Annotated in this window: 38 protein-coding genes; 1 reads left to right on the forward strand and 37 read right to left on the reverse strand. The window is 68.5% G+C overall.

The window, feature by feature from the left end; genetic code table 11:
- Nucleotides 1-75: 75 nt before the first annotated feature.
- A complete protein-coding gene (locus H0487_RS00190; protein ID WP_183092208.1) occupies nt 76-480 on the forward strand; it encodes a DUF6542 domain-containing protein in 405 nt (134 codons plus the stop codon).
- Between the two features lie 4 nt (nt 481-484).
- Here the strand turns inward: H0487_RS00190 and H0487_RS00195 are convergent, their stop codons facing one another.
- From H0487_RS00195 to rpsJ, 37 genes are all read right to left on the reverse strand, one after another.
- Nucleotides 485-1,102, reverse strand: a complete 618-nt coding sequence (locus tag H0487_RS00195; protein ID WP_183092209.1) for an L-threonylcarbamoyladenylate synthase — start codon at nt 1,100-1,102, stop codon at nt 485-487.
- A 9-nt stretch (nt 1,103-1,111) separates the two neighbouring features.
- Nucleotides 1,112-2,110 (reverse strand): 4-hydroxy-3-methylbut-2-enyl diphosphate reductase, encoded by a 999-nt coding sequence (locus H0487_RS00200; RefSeq protein WP_183092210.1) that lies wholly within the window; start codon nt 2,108-2,110, stop codon nt 1,112-1,114.
- 91 nt (nt 2,111-2,201) lie between these two features.
- Nucleotides 2,202-2,756, reverse strand: a complete 555-nt coding sequence (gene rplQ, locus H0487_RS00205) for a 50S ribosomal protein L17 (RefSeq protein ID WP_183092211.1) — start codon at nt 2,754-2,756, stop codon at nt 2,202-2,204.
- Between the two features lie 175 nt (nt 2,757-2,931).
- Nucleotides 2,932-3,948: a DNA-directed RNA polymerase subunit alpha gene (locus tag H0487_RS00210; RefSeq protein WP_183092212.1), complete on the reverse strand. Its 1,017-nt coding sequence runs from the start codon at nt 3,946-3,948 to the stop codon at nt 2,932-2,934.
- A gap of 124 nt (nt 3,949-4,072) precedes the next feature.
- Nucleotides 4,073-4,681, reverse strand: coding sequence for a 30S ribosomal protein S4 (gene rpsD, locus H0487_RS00215; protein ID WP_183092213.1), 609 nt, complete (start codon nt 4,679-4,681; stop codon nt 4,073-4,075).
- Between the two features lie 30 nt (nt 4,682-4,711).
- A complete protein-coding gene (gene rpsK, locus H0487_RS00220; RefSeq protein WP_183092214.1) occupies nt 4,712-5,113 on the reverse strand; it encodes a 30S ribosomal protein S11 in 402 nt (133 codons plus the stop codon).
- A gap of 5 nt (nt 5,114-5,118) precedes the next feature.
- Nucleotides 5,119-5,493: a 30S ribosomal protein S13 gene (gene rpsM, locus H0487_RS00225; RefSeq protein ID WP_183092215.1), complete on the reverse strand. Its 375-nt coding sequence runs from the start codon at nt 5,491-5,493 to the stop codon at nt 5,119-5,121.
- A gap of 174 nt (nt 5,494-5,667) precedes the next feature.
- A complete protein-coding gene (rpmJ, locus tag H0487_RS00230) occupies nt 5,668-5,781 on the reverse strand; it encodes a 50S ribosomal protein L36 (protein ID WP_004008316.1) in 114 nt (37 codons plus the stop codon).
- A 40-nt stretch (nt 5,782-5,821) separates the two neighbouring features.
- Nucleotides 5,822-6,043 (reverse strand): translation initiation factor IF-1, encoded by a 222-nt coding sequence (gene infA, locus H0487_RS00235; protein WP_028656368.1) that lies wholly within the window; start codon nt 6,041-6,043, stop codon nt 5,822-5,824.
- A gap of 198 nt (nt 6,044-6,241) precedes the next feature.
- Entirely contained in the window at nt 6,242-7,306 is a 1,065-nt protein-coding gene (locus H0487_RS00240) for an LLM class flavin-dependent oxidoreductase (protein ID WP_183092216.1), read from the reverse strand.
- A gap of 44 nt (nt 7,307-7,350) precedes the next feature.
- Nucleotides 7,351-9,828: an FHA domain-containing protein gene (locus H0487_RS00245; RefSeq protein ID WP_183092217.1), complete on the reverse strand. Its 2,478-nt coding sequence runs from the start codon at nt 9,826-9,828 to the stop codon at nt 7,351-7,353.
- Between the two features lie 112 nt (nt 9,829-9,940).
- The gene (locus tag H0487_RS00250) at nt 9,941-10,972 is read right to left on the reverse strand and encodes a TerC family protein (RefSeq protein WP_183092218.1); all 1,032 of its coding nucleotides are present in this window, start codon (nt 10,970-10,972) and stop codon (nt 9,941-9,943) included.
- 267 nt (nt 10,973-11,239) lie between these two features.
- Complete coding sequence (locus H0487_RS00255; protein WP_183092219.1) at nt 11,240-12,340, reverse strand: isochorismate synthase; 1,101 nt, start codon at nt 12,338-12,340, stop codon at nt 11,240-11,242.
- A gap of 30 nt (nt 12,341-12,370) precedes the next feature.
- Nucleotides 12,371-13,201, reverse strand: a complete 831-nt coding sequence (map, locus tag H0487_RS00260) for a type I methionyl aminopeptidase (RefSeq protein WP_183092220.1) — start codon at nt 13,199-13,201, stop codon at nt 12,371-12,373.
- 11 nt (nt 13,202-13,212) lie between these two features.
- Nucleotides 13,213-13,791 (reverse strand): adenylate kinase, encoded by a 579-nt coding sequence (locus H0487_RS00265; protein WP_183092221.1) that lies wholly within the window; start codon nt 13,789-13,791, stop codon nt 13,213-13,215.
- The gene (secY, locus tag H0487_RS00270; protein WP_183092222.1) at nt 13,788-15,083 is read right to left on the reverse strand and encodes a preprotein translocase subunit SecY; all 1,296 of its coding nucleotides are present in this window, start codon (nt 15,081-15,083) and stop codon (nt 13,788-13,790) included. Before secY ends, H0487_RS00265 begins: the two co-directional genes overlap by 4 nt.
- A gap of 131 nt (nt 15,084-15,214) precedes the next feature.
- The gene (rplO, locus tag H0487_RS00275) at nt 15,215-15,658 is read right to left on the reverse strand and encodes a 50S ribosomal protein L15 (protein WP_183092223.1); all 444 of its coding nucleotides are present in this window, start codon (nt 15,656-15,658) and stop codon (nt 15,215-15,217) included.
- A gap of 1 nt (nt 15,659) precedes the next feature.
- On the reverse strand, nt 15,660-15,842 hold the full coding sequence (gene rpmD, locus H0487_RS00280; RefSeq protein ID WP_183092224.1) for a 50S ribosomal protein L30: 183 nt from the start codon (nt 15,840-15,842) through the stop codon (nt 15,660-15,662).
- Nucleotides 15,842-16,486, reverse strand: coding sequence for a 30S ribosomal protein S5 (rpsE, locus tag H0487_RS00285; RefSeq protein WP_183092225.1), 645 nt, complete (start codon nt 16,484-16,486; stop codon nt 15,842-15,844). The genes rpmD and rpsE overlap by 1 nt, the downstream gene beginning before the upstream one ends.
- Before the next feature lie 28 nt (nt 16,487-16,514).
- Nucleotides 16,515-16,898, reverse strand: a complete 384-nt coding sequence (gene rplR, locus H0487_RS00290) for a 50S ribosomal protein L18 (protein WP_183092226.1) — start codon at nt 16,896-16,898, stop codon at nt 16,515-16,517.
- A gap of 2 nt (nt 16,899-16,900) precedes the next feature.
- Nucleotides 16,901-17,452: a 50S ribosomal protein L6 gene (rplF, locus tag H0487_RS00295; RefSeq protein WP_183092227.1), complete on the reverse strand. Its 552-nt coding sequence runs from the start codon at nt 17,450-17,452 to the stop codon at nt 16,901-16,903.
- Nucleotides 17,453-17,478: 26 nt separating this feature from the next.
- Nucleotides 17,479-17,883, reverse strand: coding sequence for a 30S ribosomal protein S8 (rpsH, locus tag H0487_RS00300; RefSeq protein ID WP_183092228.1), 405 nt, complete (start codon nt 17,881-17,883; stop codon nt 17,479-17,481).
- 70 nt (nt 17,884-17,953) lie between these two features.
- Nucleotides 17,954-18,139, reverse strand: a complete 186-nt coding sequence (locus H0487_RS00305; protein ID WP_056599702.1) for a type Z 30S ribosomal protein S14 — start codon at nt 18,137-18,139, stop codon at nt 17,954-17,956.
- A 1-nt stretch (nt 18,140) separates the two neighbouring features.
- Nucleotides 18,141-18,722: a 50S ribosomal protein L5 gene (gene rplE, locus H0487_RS00310; RefSeq protein WP_183092229.1), complete on the reverse strand. Its 582-nt coding sequence runs from the start codon at nt 18,720-18,722 to the stop codon at nt 18,141-18,143.
- On the reverse strand, nt 18,722-19,108 hold the full coding sequence (gene rplX / locus H0487_RS00315; RefSeq protein WP_183092230.1) for a 50S ribosomal protein L24: 387 nt from the start codon (nt 19,106-19,108) through the stop codon (nt 18,722-18,724). Before rplX ends, rplE begins: the two co-directional genes overlap by 1 nt.
- A complete protein-coding gene (gene rplN / locus H0487_RS00320) occupies nt 19,108-19,476 on the reverse strand; it encodes a 50S ribosomal protein L14 (protein WP_183092231.1) in 369 nt (122 codons plus the stop codon). The genes rplX and rplN overlap by 1 nt, the downstream gene beginning before the upstream one ends.
- A 67-nt stretch (nt 19,477-19,543) precedes the next feature.
- Entirely contained in the window at nt 19,544-19,828 is a 285-nt protein-coding gene (gene rpsQ, locus H0487_RS00325) for a 30S ribosomal protein S17 (protein WP_183092232.1), read from the reverse strand.
- Complete coding sequence (rpmC, locus tag H0487_RS00330) at nt 19,825-20,064, reverse strand: 50S ribosomal protein L29 (protein WP_183092233.1); 240 nt, start codon at nt 20,062-20,064, stop codon at nt 19,825-19,827. Before rpmC ends, rpsQ begins: the two co-directional genes overlap by 4 nt.
- The gene (gene rplP, locus H0487_RS00335; RefSeq protein WP_149728393.1) at nt 20,064-20,483 is read right to left on the reverse strand and encodes a 50S ribosomal protein L16; all 420 of its coding nucleotides are present in this window, start codon (nt 20,481-20,483) and stop codon (nt 20,064-20,066) included. Before rplP ends, rpmC begins: the two co-directional genes overlap by 1 nt.
- Before the next feature lie 3 nt (nt 20,484-20,486).
- The gene (gene rpsC / locus H0487_RS00340) at nt 20,487-21,320 is read right to left on the reverse strand and encodes a 30S ribosomal protein S3 (RefSeq protein WP_183092234.1); all 834 of its coding nucleotides are present in this window, start codon (nt 21,318-21,320) and stop codon (nt 20,487-20,489) included.
- Nucleotides 21,320-21,739 carry a 50S ribosomal protein L22 gene (rplV, locus tag H0487_RS00345; protein WP_183092235.1) on the reverse strand — a complete coding sequence of 140 codons (420 nt, stop codon included), beginning with the start codon at nt 21,737-21,739 and terminating at the stop codon, nt 21,320-21,322. Before rplV ends, rpsC begins: the two co-directional genes overlap by 1 nt.
- Complete coding sequence (gene rpsS / locus H0487_RS00350) at nt 21,736-22,017, reverse strand: 30S ribosomal protein S19 (RefSeq protein ID WP_183092236.1); 282 nt, start codon at nt 22,015-22,017, stop codon at nt 21,736-21,738. Before rpsS ends, rplV begins: the two co-directional genes overlap by 4 nt.
- Nucleotides 22,018-22,022: 5 nt before the next feature.
- Nucleotides 22,023-22,859, reverse strand: a complete 837-nt coding sequence (gene rplB, locus H0487_RS00355; protein ID WP_183092237.1) for a 50S ribosomal protein L2 — start codon at nt 22,857-22,859, stop codon at nt 22,023-22,025.
- A complete protein-coding gene (gene rplW / locus H0487_RS00360) occupies nt 22,859-23,161 on the reverse strand; it encodes a 50S ribosomal protein L23 (protein ID WP_183092238.1) in 303 nt (100 codons plus the stop codon). Before rplW ends, rplB begins: the two co-directional genes overlap by 1 nt.
- Entirely contained in the window at nt 23,158-23,793 is a 636-nt protein-coding gene (rplD, locus tag H0487_RS00365) for a 50S ribosomal protein L4 (protein ID WP_183092239.1), read from the reverse strand. Before rplD ends, rplW begins: the two co-directional genes overlap by 4 nt.
- 5 nt (nt 23,794-23,798) lie before the next feature.
- Entirely contained in the window at nt 23,799-24,449 is a 651-nt protein-coding gene (rplC, locus tag H0487_RS00370; RefSeq protein WP_183092240.1) for a 50S ribosomal protein L3, read from the reverse strand.
- 10 nt (nt 24,450-24,459) lie between these two features.
- Nucleotides 24,460-24,768 (reverse strand): 30S ribosomal protein S10, encoded by a 309-nt coding sequence (rpsJ, locus tag H0487_RS00375; protein ID WP_007078637.1) that lies wholly within the window; start codon nt 24,766-24,768, stop codon nt 24,460-24,462.
- Nucleotides 24,769-24,888 lie beyond the last annotated feature (120 nt).

Raw genomic sequence — 24,888 nt, forward strand, 5'->3', positions numbered from 1 at the left:
CGCGCCCCGGCACGCCCCAGGGGTCGTACGGCGCGGCGCGCCGGTCCGGCGCGGACGCCGATCTAGCGTGGAGGCGTGACGAGCGCAGCGCGCACCTTCTGGGAGGAGGGTGAGGAGCCCGGCCACGAGGTGGCCGCGCTCGCTGTCGCGCTGCTCCTGACCGCGCTGACGATCGACCTGGCGCTCTCCGCGCGCCTCGGCCTGCTCTTCGACCTGGCCTTCGTGACGATCTGCCTCCGGGCCGCGTTGATGGTGCGCCCCGCAAGCTTCTTCACCGTCGGCGTGCTGCCGCCGCTGGCGATGCTGGCCGCCGTGCTGCTGCTGGCGCTCACCGAGCCCGCGTCGATCGCGCACGCGCAGGACGGCGCCGTCCAGGCGACCGTGTCCGGGCTGTCCGGTCACGCGATCGCGCTCGTGGTCGGCTACCTGCTGTGCCTCGGCGTGCTCGCCGTGCGCAACCAGTTCCAGCAGCGCGACTGACCGCTCAGAACCGGTCCGGGTCTCCCGCGCCGCGCCGGATCAGCTCGGGGTAGCCCTCCGACCAGTCCACGACCGTCGTCGGCTGGGCCGGGGTCTCCCCCGCCTCGACGACGACGTCGACCTGGTGGTCGAGCTCTTCCTTGATCTCCCAGCCCATCGTGCGCGGCTCGGTCTCGCCGGGGAGGATGAGCGAGCTCGACAGCAGCGGCTCACCGAGCAGGTCGAGGATCTCCCGGACCACGACGTGGTCGGGGATCCGCACGCCGACGGTGCGCTTCTTGGGGTGCATCAGGCGGCGCGGCACCTCCGGCATCGCCGGGAGGATGAACGTGTAGGGCCCCGGCGTCGCGGACCGGATCGCCCGGAACGCCGCGTTGTCGACATGGACGAGCTGGCCGAGCTGCGAGAAGTCCCGGCACACCAGCGTGAAGTGGTGACGGTCGTCGAGACCGCGGATCCTGAGGATCCGGTCGCGTCCGTCGCGGTTGCCGATCCGGCACCCGAGCGCATAGCCGGAGTCGGTCGGATAGGCGATCAACGCGTCCTCGTGGAGGGCGTCGACGACCTGCTGGAGGAGCCGCGGCTGCGGGTTGTCCGGGTGGACGTCGAGATATCTCGCCATGGGCGGGTGTCAGCGCCCCGCGGCCTTGAGGTCCTTGTGGAGCTCCTTGGGCAGCGAGAAGGCGAGCGTCTCCTCCGCCGTCTGGACCGGACGCGCGTCCGGGTAGCCGCGCTCGGCGAGGTAGGCCAGCACCTCCTGGACGAGGTGGTCCGGCACCGACGCGCCCGAGGTGACGCTGACCGCGCGGACGCCGTCGAGCCACGACTCGTCGAGCTCGGAGATGTCGTCGATCCGGTACGACGCCTTGGCGCCGGCCTCGAGGGCGACCTCGACGAGGCGCACCGAGTTGGAGGAGTTGGCCGAGCCGACCACGATCACCAGGTCCGCGGTCGCGCCGATCTCCTTCACCGCGACCTGGCGGTTCTGGGTCGCGTAGCAGATGTCGTCGCTCGGCGGGTCCTCCAGCTGCGGGAACTTGGCGCGCAGCCGGCGCACGGTCTCCATCGTCTCGTCGACGCTGAGGGTGGTCTGGGAGAGCCAGGCGAGCTTGGCGTCGGCCGGGAAGTCGAGCTTGTCGACGTCGTCGGGGTGCTCGACGAGGACGGTCTGGTCGGGCGCCTCGCCCGCCGTGCCCTCGACCTCCTCGTGGCCGGCGTGTCCGATGAGGAGGATCGTGTAGCCCTCGCGGGCGAACCGGACGGCCTCGCGGTGGACCTTGGTCACCAGCGGGCAGGTCGCGTCGATGGTCTTGAGGTCGCGCTCGGCGGCCTGGCGGTGGACCGCCGGCGAGACGCCGTGGGCGGAGAAGACGACGGTCGCGCCGAGCGGCACCTCGTCGAGCTCCTCGACGAAGATCGCGCCGCGCTCCTCGAGGTTGGAGACGACGTGCTTGTTGTGCACGATCTGCTTGCGGACGTACACGGGCGCGCCGTACAGGTCGAGCGCCTCCTCGACGGTGACGACGGCCCGGTCGACGCCGGCGCAGTAGCCGCGCGGGTCGGCCAGCAGGACCTGTCGTTCGGCGTCGTCGGGCGACAGGACGCGTGGGTTGCCCAGGTCGATGCTCATGGTGCCCAGTCTAGGTGCGCGACGAGATACCCCGAAAACGCACCGGCCCGGCTCACCTCGCGGTGAGCCGGGCCGGCGGGAGTGCGGCAGATCAGGCCTGCTCGTCGGTCTCCTCGGCGGTCTCCTCGGCGGGAGCCTCCTCGGTGGCCTCGTCAGCGACCTCGACCTCGGCCTCGGGGGCCTCGGTCTCCTCAGCCGGCTCCTCGACGACCGGAGCAGCCTCCTGCTTCGGAGCCTCCTCCTTCTTCTTCGGAGCGGACGGCTTGGGGTTGTAGGCCTCGGTCACCAGCTCGATCACGGCCATGGGCGCGTTGTCGCCCTGGCGCGGACCGATCTTGGTGATCCGGGTGTAGCCACCCGGACGCTCGGCGAACGCCGGCGCGATCTCGGTGAAGAGGTGGTGCACGACGCCCTTGTCGGTGATGCTCTTGAGCACCTCGCGACGGTTGTGCAGCGGGTTCTCACCCAGGTGCGCGTTCTTGGCCTTGGTGATCAGCTTCTCGGCGTACGGCCGCAGGGTGCGGGCCTTGGCCTCCGTGGTGGTGATCCGGCCGTGCTCGAAGAGCTGGGTGGCCAGGTTGCGGAGGATGAGCCGCTGGTGGGCCGGGCTACCGCCGAGGCGGGGGCCCTTCTTGGGCTTGGGCATTTCCGATTCTCATTTCCCCCCGGCCGTACCAGGTACCGGGGATCCAGGCCCCGACCGCGTTTCGGTCGGAAAGCCGCCAATCATCTCAACGTGTGTTTCGGTCCGCAGCCTGGGGCCGAGCTTGCGAGGGCCCTGGGCGGCGCGCACCGTTGGCGACACGCTCGCGCCATTCAGCTCAGTACTGCTCGTCCTCGACGAAGGTGTCGTCGTCGTCGTCTCCGTAGGAGGCGAGGGCGATCGACGGGTCGAAGCCCGGGGCGCTGTCCTTGAGGGACAGACCCATCTCGTGCAGCTTGGCCTTGACCTCGTCGATCGACTTCGCACCGAAGTTGCGGATGTCGAGCAGGTCCTGCTCCGAGCGGCTGATGAGCTCACCCACGGTGTGGATGCCCTCGCGCTTGAGGCAGTTGTAGGACCGGACCGTCAGCTGCAGGTCCTCGACCGGCAGCGCCAGGTCGGCGGCAAGCTGCTCGTCGACGGGCGACGGGCCGATGTCGATGCCCTCGGCCTCGACGTTGAGCTCACGGGCCAGGCCGAAGAGCTCGACCAGCGTCTTGCCGGCCGACGCGATGGCGTCGCGGGGCAGGATCGACGGCTTGGTCTCGACGTCGATGACGAGCTTGTCGAAGTCGGTGCGCTGCTCGACACGGGTGGCCTCGACCTTGTAGGTCACCTTGAGGACGGGGCTGTAGATCGAGTCGACCGGCATCCGGCCGATCTCGTTGTCAGCACCCTTGTTCTGGACGGCCGAGACGTAGCCGCGGCCACGCTCGACGACGAGCTCCATCTCGAGCTTGCCGTTGTCGCCCAGGGTGGCGATCTTGAGGTCGGGGTTGTGCACCTCGACACCGGCCGGCGGCGCGATGTCGGCAGCGGTGACGTCACCGGCACCGGACTTGCGCAGGTACATGGTGACCGGCTCGTCGTGCTCCGAGGAGACGACGATGCCCTTGAGGTTCAGGATGATCTCGGTGAGGTCTTCCTTCACACCGTCGATCGTCGAGAACTCGTGGAGCACGCCGTCGACCTTGATGCTGGTGACCGACGCGCCCGGGATGGACGACAGGAGGGTACGGCGGAGCGAGTTGCCGAGCGTGTAGCCGAAGCCGGGCTCGAGGGGCTCGATGACGAACCGCGACCGGAACTGGTCGACAGTCTCCTCCGAGAGGGTGGGGCGCTGTGCGATGAGCACTTGTTTCTTTCCTTTCCGGACCGACCGCTATATGAGGGTCCAGATGTGGTGCGGGACGGCTGAAGCTGGGGGTGTGCGGCGGGAGGCCACGTCCGAACGAGTCGGTCGAAGCCTCCCACGCGCGTCACTTCTTGGAGTAGTACTCCACGATGAGCTGCTCCTGGATCGGGAGGTCGATCTGCTCCCGGACCGGGACCTGGTGCACCAGGATGCGCATCCGCGTCGGGAGGGCCTCGAGCCAGGCCGGCACGATGCGCTCGCCGTGGGTCTCACGGGCGACGATGAACGGCGTCATCTCCAGCGACTTCTCGCGGACGTCGATGATGTCGTACTGCGTCACCTGGAAGGACGGGATGTCGACCTTCTTGCCGTTGACCAGGAAGTGGCCGTGGGCAACGAGCTGGCGGGCGTGGCGACGCGTGCGGGCGAAGCCGGCACGGTAGACCACGTTGTCCAGGCGGCACTCGAGGAGCTGCAGCAGGTTGTCGCCGGTCTTGCCCTGGCGACGAGCAGCCTCGACGTAGTACTTGTGGAACTGACGCTCGAGCACGCCGTAGGTGAAGCGGGCCTTCTGCTTCTCCTGCAGCTGGTTGCGGTACTCGCTCTCCTTGATCCGCGCGCGGCCGTGCTGGCCCGGCGGGTAGGGGCGCTTCTCGAAGGCAGCGTCGCCGCCGATGAGGTCGACACCGAGACGGCGCGACTTCTTGGTGATGGGACCGGTGTAACGGGCCATGTCCTTACGCTCTCTTTCTCAGTCTCGGGGTCAGACGCGCCGGCGCTTGGGCGGGCGGCAACCGTTGTGGGGGGCGGGGGTCACGTCCTGGATGGTGCCGACCTCGAGGCCGATCGCACCCAGCGAACGGATCGCCGTCTCGCGGCCCGAGCCCGGGCCCTTCACGAAGACGTCGATCTTCTTCATGCCGTGCTCCATCGCCCGACGACCCGCGGCCTCAGCGGCCATCTGAGCGGCGTACGGGGTGGACTTGCGGGAGCCCTTGAAGCCGACGGTGCCGGCGGACGCCCACGAGATCACCGCACCGGTCGGGTCGGTGATCGTCACGATCGTGTTGTTGAACGTGCTCTTGATGTGGGCCTCGCCCTGAGCGACGTTCTTCTTCTCCTTGCGGCGGATCTTCTTCGCGCCTGCACGAACCTTGGGAGGCATCTAAATCACTTCGCCTTCTTCTTGCCGGCAACGGTGCGCTTCGGGCCCTTGCGGGTACGAGCGTTGGTCTTGGTGCGCTGGCCGCGGACCGGGAGGCCCATGCGGTGGCGGCGACCCTGGTAGCTGCCGATCTCGATCTTGCGGCGGATGTCGGCCTGGACCTCGCGACGGAGGTCACCCTCGATCTTGAAGTTGGCTTCGATCTCGTCACGGAGCTTGACCAGCTCCTCGTCGCCCAGCTCGTGGACGCGGAGGTCCGGGGAGACCCCGGTGGCGGCCAGCAGCTGCTGGGCGCGGGTACGGCCGATGCCGTAGATGTAGGTGAGAGCGACCTCGATGCGCTTGTCGCGCGGCAGGTCGACTCCAACAAGGCGTGCCATGAATGGCTGTCCCTTCGGATGCACGGTGGTGTGGTCGTGATGCGTTCCGCGCTGTCTGAGTGCGGCTCCGGCCATCCGCTCCGGAGGTGGTCACCGTCAGCTCCGGGGAGCCGTCGGCTGAGCGATCACGTTGTTGTCGTATTCAGTTGTGGTGCAGCAGGGGTGGAGCGGTGCTCAGCCCTGGCGCTGCTTGTGGCGCGGGTTCTCGCAGATCACCATGACCCGGCCGTGGCGACGGATCACCTTGCACTTGTCACAGATCGGCTTCACGCTCGGGTTGACCTTCATGTCAGCCCTTTCTTTGATCAGTACCGCTAGCGGCTATCGGTTACTTGTAGCGGTAGACGATCCGGCCCCGCGAGAGGTCGTACGGCGAGAGCTCGACCACGACCCGGTCCTCGGGGAGGATCCGGATGTAGTGCTGGCGCATCTTCCCGCTGATGTGAGCGAGGACCTTGTGGCCGTTGCTCAGCTCGACGCGGAACATCGCGTTGGGAAGGGCCTCCACGACGGAGCCCTCCATCTCGATGACGCCTTCTTTCTTCGCCATGCCGTCCTTCTGGTTGGGGATTCGTCTTCCGGTGGCCCGGGAACCTCCGCTCCCCCTCGACGGATCGGGGCGGAGCGGTGGACCTCGTGCAGCCGTGTCGCCGCGCTCAACCCCACCGAGATGGATCCCGTCAGGGCAGCCGCGAGCATGACGACACAGACCCACGTTGGGCCGACACGCCAGTTTAGGGGAAGGAGTTCACAAACTCCCAATTGAGGAAGCGAGGAGCTCGAGCGTGCGGACCCGGGCGGGAGCCGTGCCCGGCTCGGTCCCGGCGAGGGCGCCGGCGACCGGGTTGATCATCACCTCGTCGACGCCGTACGACGAGGCGAGCTGCTCGATCTCGGCACCGGCCCCGGCGGGATCGCCGATGACCCACCGGCGCCGCATCGCCGCGAGCAGCCCCGCGTGCCCCTCGGGGAGACCGGCGGCCACGACCTGCTCGGCCTCCTCGACCAGCCGCTGCGCGGTGAGTGGCTGCCCGGTGCGCAGCGCGACCATCTGCAGCAGCTGGGGCACGGCCAGCAGCTGTGCCTGCTCCTCGGTCTCGGCGACCGCCGCGTTGACGGTCAGGAAGGTGCGGGGCTCGGCCAGCTCCGGCGAGGGCTGGAACGTGCTGCGGTAGAGGTCGAGAGCCTCGGCGGTGCCGGAACCGGAGAAGTGGTGCGCGAAGACGTAGGGCATGCCCTTCTCGGCCGCCAGCCGGGCGGAGTAGTCCGAGGAGCCGAGCAGCCAGATCGCCGGGACCGAGCGCGCTGCCGGCGTCGCCTTGAGCACGTGGGTCGCGCCGCGCACGGCGAGCCCGACACCGTCGGGTTCCATCATGGCGAGCACGTTGTCGACGTACTCGCTGAACCGTTCGACCGCGTTGTCGTCGACTCCCCCTGCGCCGTGGCGCAGTGCCCACCGCGTGACCGGGTCGGTCCCGGGCGCGCGGCCGATACCGAGATCGATCCGGCCCGGGAACGCCGCCTCGAGGAGCGCGAACTGCTCGGCCACGACCAGGGGCGCGTGGTTGGGCAGCATCACGCCACCGGAGCCGACGCGGATCCGCTCCGTCCGGCCGGCCAGCAGGCCGATGAGCACCGGCGGGTTCGTCGCGGCCACGGCCGGCATGTTGTGGTGCTCGGCGACCCAGTAGCGGCGGTAGCCGAGCCGATCGGCGGCGCGCGCCAGGTCGACCGAGGCGGCGACCGCGTCGGCGGAGGTCTGGTCGGAGCGCACCGGCACCAGGTCGAGCACGGAGAGAGCAGGGGAGGACATCTCTGGTTCCAAGGCGCGGGAGGCTCCGCGCATTCCCGCGCCGGTCAGTCGCCGGTCGCCGAGCGGCGGGTGAGCCACATCCCGACGGCGAACGTCGCCATGCACAGCACCCCGAGCATTCCCAGCCCCATGAGGTAGTGGCCGGCGCCGGCCAGAGCGATCCAGTCCTCGTCCTCGGGCGCCTGCCCGCGGACCAGCCCCATCGTCGACGCCGTCGCCGCGTAGGCCCATCGCGACGGCGCGAGCCACGCGATCTGCTCGAGCCCGATCCGGCCGGCGATGCCGAACAGCGAGCCGGAGAGCACCAGCTGGATCATGATGACGCCGACCAGGGTCGGCATCGTCTGCTCGTTGCTCTTGACCAACGCCGACAGGGTGAGCCCGACGATCGCCATCGTGAAGGCGAGCAGGGCGACGGCGGCCGCCATCCGGAGGAACCCGAGCCTGCCGTCGGGCCCCGGCAGGCCGACCATCGCGATGAACGTGACCAGGACCCCCTGGACGAACGCCGCGGTACCGAGCACGAGGACCTTGCTCAGGAAGTAGATGCCCGGGGACAGGCCGACGGCGTACTCCCGCCGGAAGATCGCCCGCTCCCCCACCAGCTCACGGATCGCGATGGCGGTGCCCATGAGGCAGGCGGCGACGAGGAGCACGATGAGGCGCTGTCGCGCCTCGCCCTGGTCGAAGAGCATCCTGACCACGTCCCCGACGGGGACGCCGTCCTGCATCGCCTGACAGCGGTTGCCGCGGATCTCCTCGGTCTTGCCGGGACAGAACAGCGACGCGTCGAGGGAGAACCCGTTGGTCCCCGGGACCAGCCGACTCAGTCCGCCGAGGACGAGCGGCAGCAGGAGCAGCATGCCGAGGAGCAGCCGGTCGGACACGACGACCGCCGCGTTGCGTCGTACCAACGTCGAGAGCTGCCGACCGGGCGACTGCCGGGGCGGTGCCGGTACGGCGGACGCCGCCGCGGGCATCGAGCCGGTGGTCGGGGCGAGCTGCGGCTGCTCGGGGATCTGCTGCCACAGCCCGGGGTCGTCGAGGAGGTCGAACACCTCCGGATAGCTGGCCCGGCGGAAGTGCGCCAGCACGCCGGACGGCGGGCCGAAGTAGGCGATCCGGCCCCCGGGCGCCAGCACCATCACGTTGTCGCAGACGTCGAGCGCCAGCACCGAGTGGGTGACGACCATGACCACGCGACCGCCGTCGGCCAGCGAGCGCAGCTGCTTCATCACCTCGAGGTCGAGCCCGGGGTCGAGTCCCGAGGTCGGCTCGTCGAGGAACAGCAGCGGCGGCGCGGTGAGGAGCTCGGTCGCGATCGACACGCGCTTCTTCTGGCCGCCCGAGAGCTGGGTGCCGATCCGGTTGTCGAGCCGCGCCGTCAGCTGGAGCTGCTCGGCGACCTGCTGCACCCGGGCGTCCTGCTCGGCCCGGGTCGTGTCGGGAGGCAGCCGCAGCTGCGCGGCGAAGCGCAGCGCCTGGCGCACCTTGAGCTGGGGGTGCTGGATGTCCTGCTGCGGGACCAGACCGATCTGGAACCGCAGCTGGTCGTAGTGGGCGTAGAGGTCGTGGCCCTGCCAGATGACCCGCCCGTGGGTGGCCGGCCGGAGCCCGGTCAGCGCCCCGAGGAGGGTCGACTTGCCCGCGCCGGACGGGCCGATGACCGCGGTCAGGCTCGAGGGCTTGAGCTGGAACGAGACGTTCTGGAGCAGCTGCTTGCCGCCGGCGACGACGGTGGTGAGGCCATCGGCGTACAGCGTGAACTCGTGGGTCGTCGCCGACGCGAGCAGCTGGGTGCCGTCCCAGCGGAAGGTCTGGTTGCCGACGATGACCTCGGCGCCGACCGCGAGCTGCACCGAGCCCTGGACCCGGTGCCCGTTGACGAACGTGCCGTTGAAGCTGCCGAGGTCGGTGAGGACCGCGAGCCGCCCCGGTCCGCCCGGGTCGAGGGTCGCATGGCGCCGGCTGACCAGTGCGTCCTCCAGGACGACGTCGTTGCCGACCTCACGGCCGATGGTGAGGACCCGCCCGGACGCCACGTGCTGCGGCAGCACGACGGAGTGCCCGTGCGCCAGCTGACCGGGCGGGACGACCGACTGAGGCACCCAGGCGTCGGCCGGGGCGGCGCCCGCAGGGAGCTGCGGCGGGGGCAGGTTGCGCCACCAGTCCTCGGCCGGCGCCGGCGGATCGGGCTGCGGCTGCTGGTACGGCGGGGGCGCCGGCACGCCGACGGGCCCGACCGAAGCGGGCTCGACGGCGACGACGACCGCTTCCGAGGCCGGGCCGCCGAGGTGGAGGCTCAACGGTGTCATCGGCACCGCCAGCCGGCTGATCCGCTGACCGGCGACGAAGGTGCCGTTGCTGCTGGTGTCGACGACGACCCAGGTCGCGCCCTCGCGCTGCAGCACCGCGTGGTGCCGCGAGGCCCCCGGCTCGGAGACGACCACGTCGCAGTCGGCCTCGCGTCCGATGACCACCCGGTCGCCGTCGAACGTGCGCGTCGCCGCAGCCCACTCCACCCGGAGACGGTCGCGACCACCAGCAGGGTGGGGGGCGTGGGACATGGGCCTCTTCGGGAGCTCAGGCGGGGCGGGCACGAGAAATCCTAGTCGTGCCCTGCCTCGCCCGCGGTCACTCCTTCCAGTCCGCCCCTGGAGTGTCGTCGAGGTCGGCGGGGACCGGCACGGCCGCGACCTCGTCCTTGCTCGTCTTGGCGAGGCTCGCGACCGCGGTGAGCACCAGCGTCGCGATGATCACCCCGAGGCTGAGCAGCGAGGAGATCTCGGGCACGCTGACGTGCTCGCCACCGTTGATGAAGCCGAGCTCGTTCTCGTGCAGGGCGTGGAGGACGAGCTTGACGCCGATGAAGGCGAGGATGAAGGCCAGGCCCAGCGAGAGGTAGACCAGACGCTGGAGCAGCCCGCCGAGCAGGAAGTAGAGCTGGCGCAGGCCCATCAGCGCGAACACGTTCGCCGTGAACACCAGGTACGGCTCCTGGGTGATGCCGAAGATCGCCGGGATCGAGTCGAGCGCGAAGAGGATGTCGGTCATCCCGAGCGCGATGATGACGATGAGGATCGGCGAGACCACGCGGGCGCCGTTCTCGACGTACCAGAGCTTGAGGCCGTGGTACGACGTACCGACGTTGAGGTGGCGCTGCGCGAACTTCACGATCGCGTTGTCCTCGGGGTGCTCCTCCTCGTGCGCGGCATAGCTCTTGACGAGCTTGACGGCCGTGTAGACCAGGAACGCGCCGAACAGGTAGAAGACCCAGCTGAAGTTCTCGATCAGGGTGTAGCCGAGCGCGATGAAGATGCCGCGGAACACCAGCGCCAGGATGATGCCGACGAGCAGCGCCTCCTGCTGGTACTTCCTCGGCACCTTGAGCGCGGCCATCAGGATGATGAAGACGAAGAGGTTGTCGATCGAGAGGCTGTACTCGGTCAGCCAGCCGGCGAAGAACTCGATGCCGTAGTCCTTGCCGTGGAACGACAGCGTCCAGATCCCGAAGGCCACAGCGGCGCCGATGTAGAAGCAGAGCGCGATCGCGCACTCCTTCATCGACGGTTCGTGCGGGTCACGGGCGATGACGACGATGTCGAACAGGAGCACGCCGATGGTGGCGGCGATGGTGATGGTCCATTCCAGGGTGCTGACGTCCACAGAGAGCCTCTCGATGATCAGGGGTCGGGCAACGGGCCCGAGGTCTCTTCCGCCGCCGATGGCGACCCACGTTCCCGGACCGGCCCGCGAGGACTGATCGTGATGACGAGAACGCAGCGGGAGGAATACTCCCCTCTGGTGCGCTCATCGTTCCACACGCGCCGCTCAACGCCACATCGCGAGACGAACCCGCACGGTTCGGCCGACGAACCCGCACGGTTCGGCCTACGAACCCGCACGGTTCGGCCTACGAACCCGCACGGTTCGTCAGTGCAGGCCGGCGACCTTGGTCATGGTCGCGAGCTTGGCGCCCGTCTCGCGGACCTCGGAGTCGGGGTCGGAACCGGCGACGATGCCGGCGCCGGCGAAGAGCCTCATCGTGGGACCGTCGATCACCGCCGCCCGGATGGTGATCGCGAAGACGCCGTCGCCGTTGGCCTCGACCCAGCCGACGCAGCCGGCGAAGTAGTCGCGCAGGTCTCCCTCGAGGTCCGCGATCGCCTCCGCCGCGGCTGCGGCAGGCACGCCCCCGACCGCTGGGGTCGGGTGCAGCATCTGGGCCAGTCGGAGCGCGCTCGGGCCGGTCGCCGGGTCCTCCAGGCGCGCGGTGATCGGCGACGCCAGGTGCCAGACCGTGTCCGTCGCCAGGAGCGTCGGGCCGGTCGGCGGCTCGACGTCGACGCAGACCTCCTTGAGCGCGTGGACGATCGCGTCGACGACGAAGGCGTGCTCCGCGAGGTCCTTGGCGGAGTCCCGGAGCGCGTCGGCCCGGCGGGCGTCCTCGCCGGGGTCGTCCGAGCGCGGGACGGACCCGGCCAGCGGCGTGCAGGCGATCCGGTCGCCCTGGCGGCTGACGAGCAGCTCCGGGCTCGCACCGACGAGAAGCGGACCCGCATCGAGGGACTCGGTGAGCGGCACGGAGAAGACATAACGACCCGGTCGGGTCACCAGCAGCCGGTCGATGATCTCCGCGGGCTCGAGGGGCGGGTCGCTGGTGACGTCGAGGCAGCGCCCGATGACGACCTTGCGCACGACGCCGTCGGCGATCTTGTCGAGGACGGCCCGCACCATGTCGGCGTACGCCTCGGCGGTCGGGAACTCGCGGACCTCGTAGGCGCGCTCGCGAGGGGTGCGCACCGGGCCGGTGAGCGGCCGCTCGGACCCGACGACCTGGTGCAGGATCCCCGGGGCGCCGGCCGCGAAGGACAGCGCACCGAGGGCCCGCTCCCCCGGCTGCAGGGCGCCGACGACCTCGTCGGCCCAGGTCGGGTCGGCCCCGTCGGGCGTGGTCCAGCTGCGCAGCACCCGGTCGGCGACGTAGGCATCCTCGCCAGAGGCGAAGAGCAGCGGTCGCGACGGGAGCGTCATGTCTCGATGGTACGTCGGAGGCAGTCGGCCTCAGACGGCTCCGTCAGGGGCACCGAACGGGACGCCGAGGCGCTCGAGGGCTGCCCGACCACCGTCGTGGGCGGTGAGGACCCACACGCCCTTCTCGGTGAGCGCGAAGGTGTGCTCGAAGTGCGCGGCGAGCGAGCCGTCGGTCGTGACGACCGTCCACTCGTCCCGGGCGATACGGGTCTGGTGGGTGCCGAGGGTGACCATCGGCTCGACCGCGAGCGCCAGGCCCTGCTTGAGGCGCGGGCCACGACCGGGGCGGCCGTAGTTGGGCACGTCCGGCGGCAGGTGCATGGCCGTGCCGATGCCGTGGCCTGTGTAGTCCTCGACGATCCCGTAGTCCCCTTGGTCACGCACGTAGTGCTCGATCGCGTGGGAGATGTCACCGACCCGGCCGCCCACCCGGGCCGCGGCCAGGCCGCGCCACAGGGACTCCTCGGTGACCGCCATCAGCGTCCGGACGTCGTCGGGGACCTCCCCCACCGCCACAGTGATGGCCGCGTCGCCGTGCCAGCCGTCGACGATGGCTCCGCAGTCGATCGAGACGACGTCGCCCTCGGCGAGCACCCGCGGGCCGGGGATCCCGTGGACGACGGCCTCGTTGACCGAGGCGCAGATCGTCGCGGGGAACGGCGGCTCGCCGTAGCCGAGGAACGACGGCACGGCTCCGCGGGAGCGGATCAGGTCCTCAGCGACCTTGTCGAGCTGGGCAGTGCTGATGCCCGGCCGGACGGCGTCGCGGACCGCCGCGAGGGCGTCCGCGACCACCAGACCGGCCCGGCGCATCACCTCGACCTGTTCCGGAGACTTGATCTCCAGACTGCTCCCGAACACCGTGGAGCGGGTCAGGCCTGCGGAACGGCGGCGTCGAGCGCCGCAAAGATCCGCCCCTGCACCTCGTCGATCGTGCCGACGCCGTCGACCTCGACGAGCAGGCCGCGCTCGCGATAGATCGGCAGCAGCACTGCCGTCTCGGAGGCGTAGACGTCCTGGCGGTGCCGGATGACGTCCTCGGTGTCGTCGGCCCGGCCGCTGGTCTCGGCGCGCTTGAGCATCCGCTGGATGAGCTCCTCGCGGTCCGCGACCACGAGCTCGAGCACGACGTCGAGGCTCGCGCCGAGGCCGGCCAGGATGTCGTCGAGCACGGTGACCTGCTCGGCCGTGCGCGGGTAGCCGTCGAGGACGAAGGCAGCGGCGTCCGGCTCCGCGAGCCGGTCACGCACCATCGCGTTGGTGACCTCGTCGGGGACGTACTGACCGGCGTCCATGTACTTCTTGGCGGTCTTGCCGAGCTCGGTCTCGTTCGCGACGTTGGCGCGGAAGATGTCGCCGGTCGAGATGTGGGCGCCGCCGATGTGCTCGGACAGGGCCACCGCCTGGGTGCCCTTGCCAGCACCAGGGGGGCCCATGATGAGAAGCCTCAACGCAGGAATCCTTCGTAGTTGCGCTGCTGGAGCTGGCTCTCGATCTGCTTCACCGTGTCGAGGGCGACGCCAACCATGATCAGGATGGACGTGCCGCCGAAGGGGAAGTTCTGGTTGGCGTCGATCAGGACCAGCGCGATCAGCGGGACGAGGGAGATCAGACCCAGGTAGAGAGCACCCGGCAGCGTGATGCGGGAGAGGACGTAGGACAGGTAGTCCTGGGTCGGCTTGCCCGCCCGGATCCCGGGGATGAAGCCGCCGTACTTCTTCATGTTGTCGGCCACCTCTTGCGGGTTGAAGGTGATCGAGACGTAGAAGTAGGTGAAGAAGATGATGAGGAAGAAGTACGTCGCCATGTAGAGCGGGTGGTCGCCGGTGACGAAGTTGTCAGCGATGAAGGACACCCACGCGGCGTCGCTCGTCTGGTTGAACTGCACCGCCATCGCCGGCAGGTAGAGCAGCGAGGAGGCGAAGATGACCGGGATGATGCCGGCCTGGTTGACCTTGAGCGGGATGTAGGTCGAGCTGCCGCCGAACATCTTGCGACCGACCATCCGACGGGCGTACTGGACCGGGATCCGGCGCTGCGCCTGCTCGATGAAGATGACGCCGCCGACGATCGCGAGACCGATCGCGATGACGACCCCGAAGGTCCACCAGCCCTGCGTCTTCTGGACCTCCCAGAGCGAGGCGGGGAAGGTCGCGACGACCTGGCAGAAGATGAGGATCGACATGCCGTTGCCGATGCCGCGCTCGGTGATGAGCTCGCCGAGCCACATGATCACGGCCGTGCCGGCGGTCATGGTGGTGACCATGATGAGGAACGTCGCGGTGGAGTCCTCGTGGAGCAGTGGCTTCTCGCACTGCAGCAGGCTGCCGGTGCGCGCGAGCGCGACGATGCCGGTGGCCTGGAGCACGGCGAGGCCCAGGGTCAGGTAGCGCGTGTACTGCGTGATCTTGGTCTGACCCGCCTGGCCCTCCTTCTTGAGGGCCTCGAGGCGCGGGATCACCACGACCAGCAGCTGCAGGATGATGCTCGCCGTGATGTACGGCATGATCCCGAGCGCGAAGACGGTGAGCTGGAGCAGCGCGCCGCCGGAGAACAGGTTGATCAGGTTGTAGATGCCGGTGTTGTTCGCCTCGTCACCGAGGCAGGACTGCACGTTCGCGACGTGCACGCCCGGGGCCGGGATCTGCGAACCCATCCGGAAGATGAAGATGATGAAAAGGACGAACAGCAGCTTCCGCCGAAGGTCCGGGGTCCGGAATGCGTTCAGGAACGCGCTGAGCACTGAGGGTCCTCTTTCTCACCAGGGGCCTCGTTCACCAGAGGGCCGTCGGGAAGCCTAACAGGATGCGAGAAAGGCGCGGCCTGCCCTGCCCAATGCTGCTGGCAGGGCCCGACCGCGCCTTTCTCGATGCGTCACAGAACGGTGACAGAACCGCCGGCGCTCTCGATCTTCTCCTTGGCGGAGGCCGAGAAGGCGTTGGCGCTCACCGCGACCTTGACGGTCAGCTCGCCCTGGCCGAGGACCTTGACGAGCTCGCCCTTGCGGACGGCGCCCCGGGCCACCAGGTTCTCGGGGGTGACGTCGCCACCATCCGGGTACAGGGCGCTGATCCGGTCGAGGTTGACGACCTGGTAGGTCACCTTGAACGGGTTCTTGAAGCCCTTGAGCTTCGGGAGCCGCATGTGGATCGGCATCTGGCCACCCTCGAAGGCAACCGGCACCTGGTAGCGCGCCTTGGTTCCCTTGGTACCGCGACCAGCGGTCTTGCCCTTGGACCCCTCACCACGGCCCACGCGGGTCTTGGCCTTCTTGGCCCCCGGTGCCGGACGAAGGTGGTGCAGCTTGAGAGCACCCATGTCAGTCGACCTCCTCGACCGTCACGAGGTGACGGACGGTCTGGACCATGCCGCGGATCTCCGGGCGGTCCTCCTTGACGACCACGTCGCCGATGCGCTTCAGACCGAGCGAACGCAGCGTGTCGCGCTGGTTCTGCTTGCAGCCGATGCCCGACTTCTTCTGCTGGACCTTGAGCTGACCCATCAGGAGCTCACCCCCACAGCGTCAGGCTTGGCGGCGGCCGCGGCAGCGGCCTCCCCCTCGGCCTTGGCCTTGAGGAGCGCCGCCGGGGCGACGTGCTCGACGGGCAGACCACGGCGCGCAGCAACCGACTCGGGCTGCTCCAGCATCTGGAGCGCCGCGACGGTCGCGTGGACGATGTTGATCTGGTTGGACGACCCCAGCGACTTGCTGAGGACGTCGTGGATGCCGGCGCACTCGAGAACGGCGCGCACCGGGCCACCGGCGATCACACCGGTACCGGGCGCGGCCGGACGCAGGAAGACCACACCAGCGGCCTTCTCGCCCTGCACCGGGTGCGGGATGGTGCCCTGGATACGGGGGACGCGGAAGAAGTTCTTCTTCGCCTCCTCGACGCCCTTGGCGATCGCCGCGGGCACCTCCTTGGCCTTGCCGTAGCCGACGCCGACCAGACCGTCACCGTCACCGACGATCACGAGGGCGGTGAAGCTGAAGCGACGACCACCCTTCACGACCTTGGCAACTCGGTTGATCGCGACGACCCGCTCGACGTACTGGCTCTTCTCCGCGCCGCCACGACGGTCGTCACGACCGCCGCGTCCGCCGCGGTCGCCACCAGAACGCTGTCCGCGCTGGGGTCCGCTCATGATTTCTCCTCAGTCCTTGCTATCGCGATCAGAAGGTCAGGCCAGCGTCGCGGGCGCCGTCGGCCAGGGCCGCGATGCGACCGTGGTACTTGTTGCCGGCCCGGTCGAAGACGACCGAGTCGACACCGGCGTCCTTGGCACGGGCAGCGACGAGCTCGCCGACCTTCTTCGCCTTGGCGGTCTTGTCGCCGTCGAACGACCGGAGGTCGCCCTCCATGGTGGAGGCCGACGCGAGGGTCTTGCCGACCAGGTCGTCGACGACCTGGACGGTGATGTGCTTGGTCGACCGGGTGACCACCATGCGCGGACGCTCGGCGGTACCGGCGATCGTCTTGCGGCCCCGGATCTGACGGCGCAGGCGCGACTTCGCGCGTGCCGAGAGGTGCCGCTGGTGCTTGAGGGTGATAGCCATGGTCACTTACCAGCCTTTCCGACCTTGCGACGGACGTGCTCGCCGGAGTACCGGACGCCCTTGCCCTTGTACGGCTCGGGCTTACGGAGCTTGCGAATGTTGGCGGCGACCTCGCCGACCTGCTGCTTGTCGATACCGATGACACCGAGCTTGGTCGGGCCCTCGACGTTGAAGGTGATGCCCTCCGGCGCGTCGAAGATGATCGGGTGGGAGTAGCCGAGCTGGAACTCCAGCTGGGTCGGGCCCTTGGACAGGACGCGGTAACCGACGCCCACGATCTCGAGCTTCTTCTCGTAGCCCTCGGTCACGCCCACGACCATGTTGTTGATCAGGGTGCGGGTGAGCCCGTGGAGCGACTTGCTGATGCGCTCGTCGTCGGGGCGCTTGACGTCCAGGACGGGGGTGCCGTCCTCGTCGTTCTTCTCCACCACGATCGGGGCGGCCACCACGTGCGACAGGGTGCCCTTGGGACCCTGGACCGTCACGCTCGGACCGTCGAGCGTCACGTTGACGCCGGCCGGGACCGGGACGGGGAGCTTGCCAATGCGGGACATTTGCTGTGCCTCTCTTCCTGGTCTCGTTACCAGACGTAGGCGAGGACTTCCCCACCCACGCCCTTCTGGTTGGCCTGACGGTCGGTCAGCAGGCCCTGGCTCGTCGAGATGATCGCGACGCCGAGGCCACCGAGCACCTTCGGGAGGCCGGTGTGCTTGGCGTACACGCGCAGGCCCGGCTTGCTGATGCGGCGCACCCCGGCGAGCGACCGCTCGCGGTTGCGGCCGTACTTGAGCGTGATCGTCAGGACCTGGCCGACGCCGTTCTCGTTGTCGGTCACGTCGAAGGAGGAGATGTAGCCCTCCTGCTTGAGGATCTCCGCGACGCCCTGCTTGAGCTTGCTGTACGGCATCGACACCGCGTCGTGGTACGCCTGGTTGGCGTTGCGCAGACGAGTCAACATGTCTGCGATCGGGTCAGTCATCGTCATGATGTGTGTTTCCTTCTGCTGCGGTTTCCGCCCGCGCTCGGCGGGTCGGACCTTCAGCTGTTAGTGGTGATTACCAGCTCGACTTGGTGACGCCGGGCAGCTCGCCCCGGTGGGCCATCTCCCGCAGGCAGATCCGGCACAGGCCGAACTTGCGGTAGACGGACTTCGGGCGACCGCAGCGCTGGCAGCGGGTGTAGCCGCGGACCGCGAACTTGGGCTTGCGCGCGGCCTTGACCTTGAGCGAAGTCTTCGCCATGTCAGTTCTCCTTGAAGGGGAAGCCGAGCTGCTTCAGCAGCGCGCGACCCTGCTCGTCGTTGGTGGCCGTGGTGACGATCGTGATGTCCATGCCCCGCTGGCGGTCGACCTTGTCCTGGTCGATCTCGTGGAACATGACCTGCTCGGTCAGGCCGAAGGTGTAGTTGCCCCGGCCGTCGAACTGCTTCGGGTTGAGACCACGGAAGTCACGGATACGCGGCAGCGCGAGCGCCAGCAGGCGGTCGAGGAACTCCCACATCCGGTCGCCGCGCAGCGTGACGTGCGCGCCGATCGGCATGCCCTCACGCAGCTTGAACTGGGCGATGGACTTGCGGGCCTTGGTCACGGCCGGCTTCTGACCGGTGATCGCGGTCAGGTCCTTGATCGCGCCCTCGATGAGCTTCGAGTCGCGAGCAGCCTCGCCGACACCCATGTTGACGACGATCTTCACGACGCCGGGCACCTGCATGACGTTGGCGATCTCGAACTCCGACCGCAGGGCCGGGAGGATCTCCTCGCGGTACTTGGTCTTGAGGCGCGGGGTGACCTTCTCGGCCACGGGAGCGTCAGTCGTCTCGGTCATCAGATTTCCTTCCCGGTCTTGCGGGAGATGCGGACGCTGCGCGTCGCGGGGTACTCCGAGCCGTCGGGGCGACGCTTGGTGACCTCGACACGCTTGTAGGCGATCCGGGTCACGCCGCTGCCCTCGACGAGCATCACGTTGGAGACGTGGATCGGGGCCTCGGTCGTGATGATCCCGCCGGTGTTGCCGGCGCGACCACCCTGGTTGACGACCTTGGTGTGCTTCTTGATCCGGTTGACGCCCTCGACGATCACCCGCTGCTCCTCACGGAGCACCTTGATGATCTTGCCCTCGGCGCCCTTGTCCTTGCCCGCGATGACCTTGACCGTGTCGCCCTTCTTGAGGGCGATCTTGGGGGCCTTCTGGGCCTTCTTCTGGGCGGTCATCACAGCACCTCCGGTGCGAGCGAGATGATCTTCATGAACTTCTTCTCGCGCAGCTCGCGGCCCACGGGGCCGAAGATGCGCGTGCCTCGGGGCTCACCGTCGTTCTTGAGGATCACCGCGGCGTTCTCGTCGAACTTGATGTACGAGCCGTCGGACCGGCGGCGCTCCTTGACGGTGCGCACGATGACGGCCTTGACGACGTCGCCCTTCTTGACGTTGCCGCCGGGGATCGCGTCCTTCACGGTGGCGACGATGACGTCGCCGATCCCGGCGTAGCGACGACCCGAGCCGCCGAGAACCCGGATGCAAAGGATCTCCTTGGCACCGGTGTTGTCGGCGATCTTGAGTCGCGACTCCTGCTGAATCATTTCTTCTCCTGGTTGTCGTGCCGGTTCTCAACGCCACTGAGGGGCGGTGAGCCTGGCCGAACTGGATTTACTTGGCGCGCTCGAGGATCTCGACGACGCGCCAGCGCTTCGTGGCGGACAGCGGGCGGGTCTCCATGATCAGGACCCGGTCGCCGACGCCGCAGTCGTTCTGCTCGTCGTGAGCCTTGAGGCGCGTGTTGCGCCGCATGACCTTGCCGTACAGGGCGTGCTTGACGCGGTCCTCGACGGACACGACAACGGTCTTGTCCATCTTGTCGCTGACGACGAGGCCCTCACGGGTCTTGCGCGAGTTGCGCTCCACAGACCCCTCCTGGTTCGACTGAGTGCTCATGCGCTCTCCTCCTCCGAGCCCGGAGCGGTGCGGATCCCGAGCTCGCGCTCGCGCACCACGGTGTAGATCCGGGCGATGTCCTTCTTGACCGTGCGAAGCCGACCGTGCGACTCCAGCTGGCCGGTGGCCGCCTGGAACCGGAGGTTGAACAGCTCCTCCTTGGCCTCGCGCAACTTGGCCTCGAGGTCGATGTTGTTGAGCTCGTCGAGCTCGTGGGCCTTCACGTCCTGGCTCATCAGAACTCACCAGCCTCTCGGGTGACGAAGCGGCACTTCATGGGCAGCTTGTGGATGGCACGGCGCATGGCCTCACGGGCGACGTCCTCCGGAACACCGGAGAGCTCGAACATGACGCGGCCGGGCTTGACGTTGGCGACCCACCACTCGGGCGAGCCCTTACCGGAACCCATCCGGGTCTCAGCGGGCTTCTTGGTCAGCGGACGGTCCGGGTAGATGTTGATCCAGACCTTGCCGCCACGCTTGATGTGACGGGTCATCGCGATACGAGCGGACTCGATCTGACGGTTGGTCACGTAGTGACCCTCGATCGCCTGGATCCCGTAGTCACCGAACGCGAGCGAGGTGCCACCCTTGGCCGCACCCCGACGCTTCGGGTGGTGCTGCTTGCGGTGCTTGACGCGACGCGGCATCAACATGGCTCAGGCCCCGCTCTCGTTGGTCGACGTTCCGGTGCTGGCCTCGGCCGGCGCGGTCTCCGTGGCGGGAGCCTCGCGGTCCGAGCGAGTGGGACGGTCGCCGCGCGACCCGCGGGTCGGACGGTCACCGCCGCGGCTGGGACGACCGCTGTTGCCACCGCGGCCGGGGACACCGGCGCGGGCAGCGGCCTGGGCCTGGCGCTCGGCACGGGTGCCGGCGACCTCGCCCTTGTAGATCCAGACCTTCACGCCGATGCGGCCGAAGGTGGTCTTGGCCTCGTAGAAGCCGTAGTCGATGTCGGCACGCAGCGTGTGCAGCGGGACGCGGCCCTCGCGGTAGAACTCCGTACGCGACATCTCGGCGCCGTTGAGACGGCCCGAGCACTGGATCCGGATGCCCTTGGCACCGGAGCGCATCGAGGTCTGCATGGCCTTCTTCATCGCACGACGGAACTGCACGCGGCCCGAGAGCTGCTCAGCAACACCCTGGGCGACGAGCTGAGCGTCGATCTCGGGGTTCTTGACCTCGAGGATGTTCAGCTGGACCTGCTTGCCCGTGAGCTTCTCGAGCTCGGTGCGGATGCGGTCGGCCTCCGCGCCGCGGCGGCCGATGACGATGCCCGGCCGGGCGGTGTGGATGTCGACGCGGACCCGGTCACGGGTGCGCTCGATCTCGACCTTGGCGATGCCGGCCCGCTCCATGCCCTTGGAGAGCAGCTTGCGGATCGCGACGTCCTCGCCGACGTACGCCTTGTACAGCTTGTCGGCGTACCAACGCGACTTGTGGTCGGTGGAGATGCCGAGGCGGAAGCCGTTCGGGTTGATCTTCTGGCCCATTACTTCTTGCCCTTCTTCGCAACAGCGTCGGCCGGCTGGACCGCGATGGTGATGTGGCTCGTGCGCTTGTTGATCCGGGTAGCCCGGCCCTGCGCACGCGGACGCCACCGCTTCATCGTGGGTCCCTCGTCGACCTGGCAGACGGAGACGACCAGGTCACCAGTGGGCAGGCCCTCGGTGGTCCCGGCGTTCGCGACGGCACTGTCGAGCACCTTGGCGACGGTCTTGGCGGCCGCCTGCGGCGTGAACGCGAGGATCGCCTGCGCCTCGGCCACGGGCAGGCCGCGGACGAGGTCGACGACCCGGCGGGCCTTCATCGGGGTGATCCGGACGTAGCGGGCGCTCGCGAAGGCACCGGGCTGGTCGCCGAGGAGCGACTCGCGACGGGCGCTGGTGCGCCGACGGTCAGTGGTAGTCATCGACGGCGTCCCTTCCGGTCTTCCTTGACGTGGCCGCGGTAGGTGCGGGTGGGCGCGAACTCGCCCAGCTTGTGGCCGACCATGGAGTCGGACACGAAGACCGGGACGTGCTTGCGACCGTCGTGCACCGCGATCGTGTGGCCGATCATCGACGGGATGATCATGGAGCGGCGCGACCACGTCTTGATGACGTTGTGCGTGCCCTTCTCGTTCTCCGCGTCCACCTTCTTGAGGAGGTGGCCGTCGATGAAGGGGCCCTTCTTCAGGCTACGAGGCATGTCAGTTACTTCCTACCCTTGCCGGACTTGCGACGACGGATGATCTGGGCGTCGGAGGCCTTGCGCTTGCGCGTACGGCCCTCGGGCTTGCCCCAGGGCGAGACCGGGTGGCGACCACCGGACGTCTTGCCCTCACCACCACCGTGCGGGTGGTCCACCGGGTTCATGACGACACCGCGGACGGTCGGGCGCTTGCCCTTCCACCGCATGCGGCCGGCCTTGCCCCAGTTGATGTTCGACTGCTCGGCGTTGCCGACCTCACCGACGGTGGCGCGGCAGCGCACGTCGACGAAGCGCATCTCGCCCGAGGGCAGACGCAGCGTGGCGCGGCTTCCCTCACGGGCGACGAGCTGCGCGCTGTTGCCGGCGGAGCGGGCCATCTTGGCGCCGCCCCCCGGACGCAGCTCCACGCAGTGGATCGTCGTACCGACGGGGATGTTGCGCAGCGGCAGGTTGTTGCCGGGCTTGATGTCAGCGGTGACACCGGACTCGATGCGCTGGCCCTGGACGACGTCCTTGGGCGCGATGATGTAGCGCTTCTCGCCGTCGGCGTAGTGCAGGAGCGCGATCCGAGCCGTGCGGTTCGGGTCGTACTCGATGTGCGCGACCTTGGCGGGAACGCCGTCCTTGTCGTAGCGACGGAAGTCGATGATCCGGTAGGCGCGCTTGTGACCGCCACCCTGGTGCCGGGTGGTGATCCGGCCCTGGTTGTTGCGGCCGCCCTTCTTGGGCAGCGGGCGCGTCAGCGACTTCTCCGGCGTGGTCCGGGTGATCTCGACGAAGTCGGCCACCGAGGAGCCACGACGGCCCGGGGTGGTCGGCTTGTACTTGCGGATAGCCATCAGTTCGGTCCTCCGAAGATGTCGATGCGGTGACCCTCGGCAAGGCTGACGATGGCGCGCTTGGTGTCCTTGCGCTTGCCCGTACCGAACTTGGTACGACGCGTCTTGCCCTGGCGGTTCAGGGTGTTCACCGAGGTGACCTTCACGTTGAAGATCTTCTCGACCGCGATCTTGATCTCGGTCTTGTTGGCGTCCGGGTGCACCAGGAAGGTGTACTTGTTGGCGTCGAGGAGGCTGTAGCTCTTCTCCGACACCACCGGCGCGAGCAGGATGTCGCGGTGGTCCTTGTGCAGGGTGCTCACTTGTCGCCCTCCGTCTTCTTGCCGTAAGCGGCGCCGGAGACGAACGCGTCGTACGCGCCCTTGCTGAACACGACGTCGTCGGCCGCGAGGATGTCGTAGGTGTTCAGCTGGTCGACGGCGACCAGGTGCACCTCGGGTGCGTTGCGCAGCGACAGCCAGGTGATGGAGTCGGCGCGCTCGAGCACGACGAGGAAGTTGTTGCGGTCGGTGAGACCGGCCAGCGAGGCGAGAGCCGCCTTGGTCGACGGCTTCTCACCGGCGACCAGGCCCTCGACGACGTGGATCCGGTCGTTGCGGGCCCGGTCGGTGAGGGCGCCCTTGAGAGCGGCGGCCTTCATCTTCTTGGGGGTCCGCTGGCTGTAGTCACGCGGCTGCGGGCCGTGGACGACGCCACCGCCGGCGAACTGCGGCGCCCGGGTCGAACCCTGGCGGGCGCGGCCGGTGCCCTTCTGCTTGTAGGGCTTCTTGCCACCGCCGCGGACCTCGCCGCGACGCTTGGTGGCGTGGGTGCCCTGACGAGCAGCAGCCTGCTGCGCGACGACGACCTGGTGGATCAGCGGGATGCTGACCTCGACGTCGAAGATCTCGTTGGGAAGCTCGACCTTCACGGTCTTGGCAGTGCTCTTGGCCATGTCGATCAGCCCTTCTTCGCAGAGGTCCGGAGGACGACGACCCCACCCTTGGGGCCGGGGACGGCACCCTTGAGCAGGATCAGGCCCTTCTCGACGTCGACGGCGTGCACGGTGACGTTCTGGGTGGTGACGGTGTCGCTACCCATCCGGCCAGCCATCCGCATGCCCTTGAAGACGCGGCCCGGGGTGGCGCACGCGCCGATCGAGCCCGGCTTGCGGTGGTTGCGGTGGGCACCGTGCGAGGCGCTCACACCGGCGAAGCCGTGACGCTTCATGACACCGGCGAAGCCCTTGCCCTTGCTCGTGCCGGTCACGTCGATGACGGTGCCCGGCTCGAAGGTGTCGACCGCGAGCTCCTGGCCCACGGTGTAGGTCGACGCGTCCGCGGTGCGGATCTCGACCAGGTGGCGGCGCGGGGTCGTACCCGCCTTGGCGAAGTGACCCGCCTGCGGCTGGTTGACCTTGCGGCCCTCGATCTCGCCGTAGCCGATCTGGATGGCGTTGTAGCCGTCCGGCTCGGGCTGGCGGACCTGGGTGATCACGTTGGTCGTGGCAGCCACGACGGTCACGGGGACGACGCGGTTGTTCTCGTCCCAGAGCTGAGTCATGCCGAGCTTGGTGCCCAGCAGACCCTTCACGTTGCGCTCAACAGTCATTTCAACAACCTCAGAGCTTGATCTCGATGTCGACGCCGGCCGGCAGATCGAGCCGCATCAGGCTGTCGACGGTCTTCGGGGTGGGGTCGATGATGTCGATGAGGCGCTTGTGGGTGCGCATCTCGAAGTGCTCGCGGGAGTCCTTGTACTTGTGCGGCGAGCGGATGACACAGAAGACGTTCTTCTCGGTCGGCAGCGGCACGGGGCCGGCGACCTTCGCACCCGTACGGGTAACGGTGTCCACGATCTTGCGCGCCGAGGTGTCGATCACCTCGTGGTCATAGGCCTTGAGCCTGATGCGGATCTTCTGTCCCGCCATAGGTCTCTCTCGTCCTTACTCGTCTGAACTCAACCGGTATGTGTCCGCTCCGACCCCCGAGGTCGGGCGTGTCGCGCCTTGTTGGGGCACACACGTCTCCCTCGGGGAAGTCGAGCCTTG

Origin of the sequence: Nocardioides stalactiti (assembly GCF_014180715.1) — a bacterium.
Taxonomy (GTDB): domain Bacteria; phylum Actinomycetota; class Actinomycetes; order Propionibacteriales; family Nocardioidaceae; genus Nocardioides; species Nocardioides stalactiti.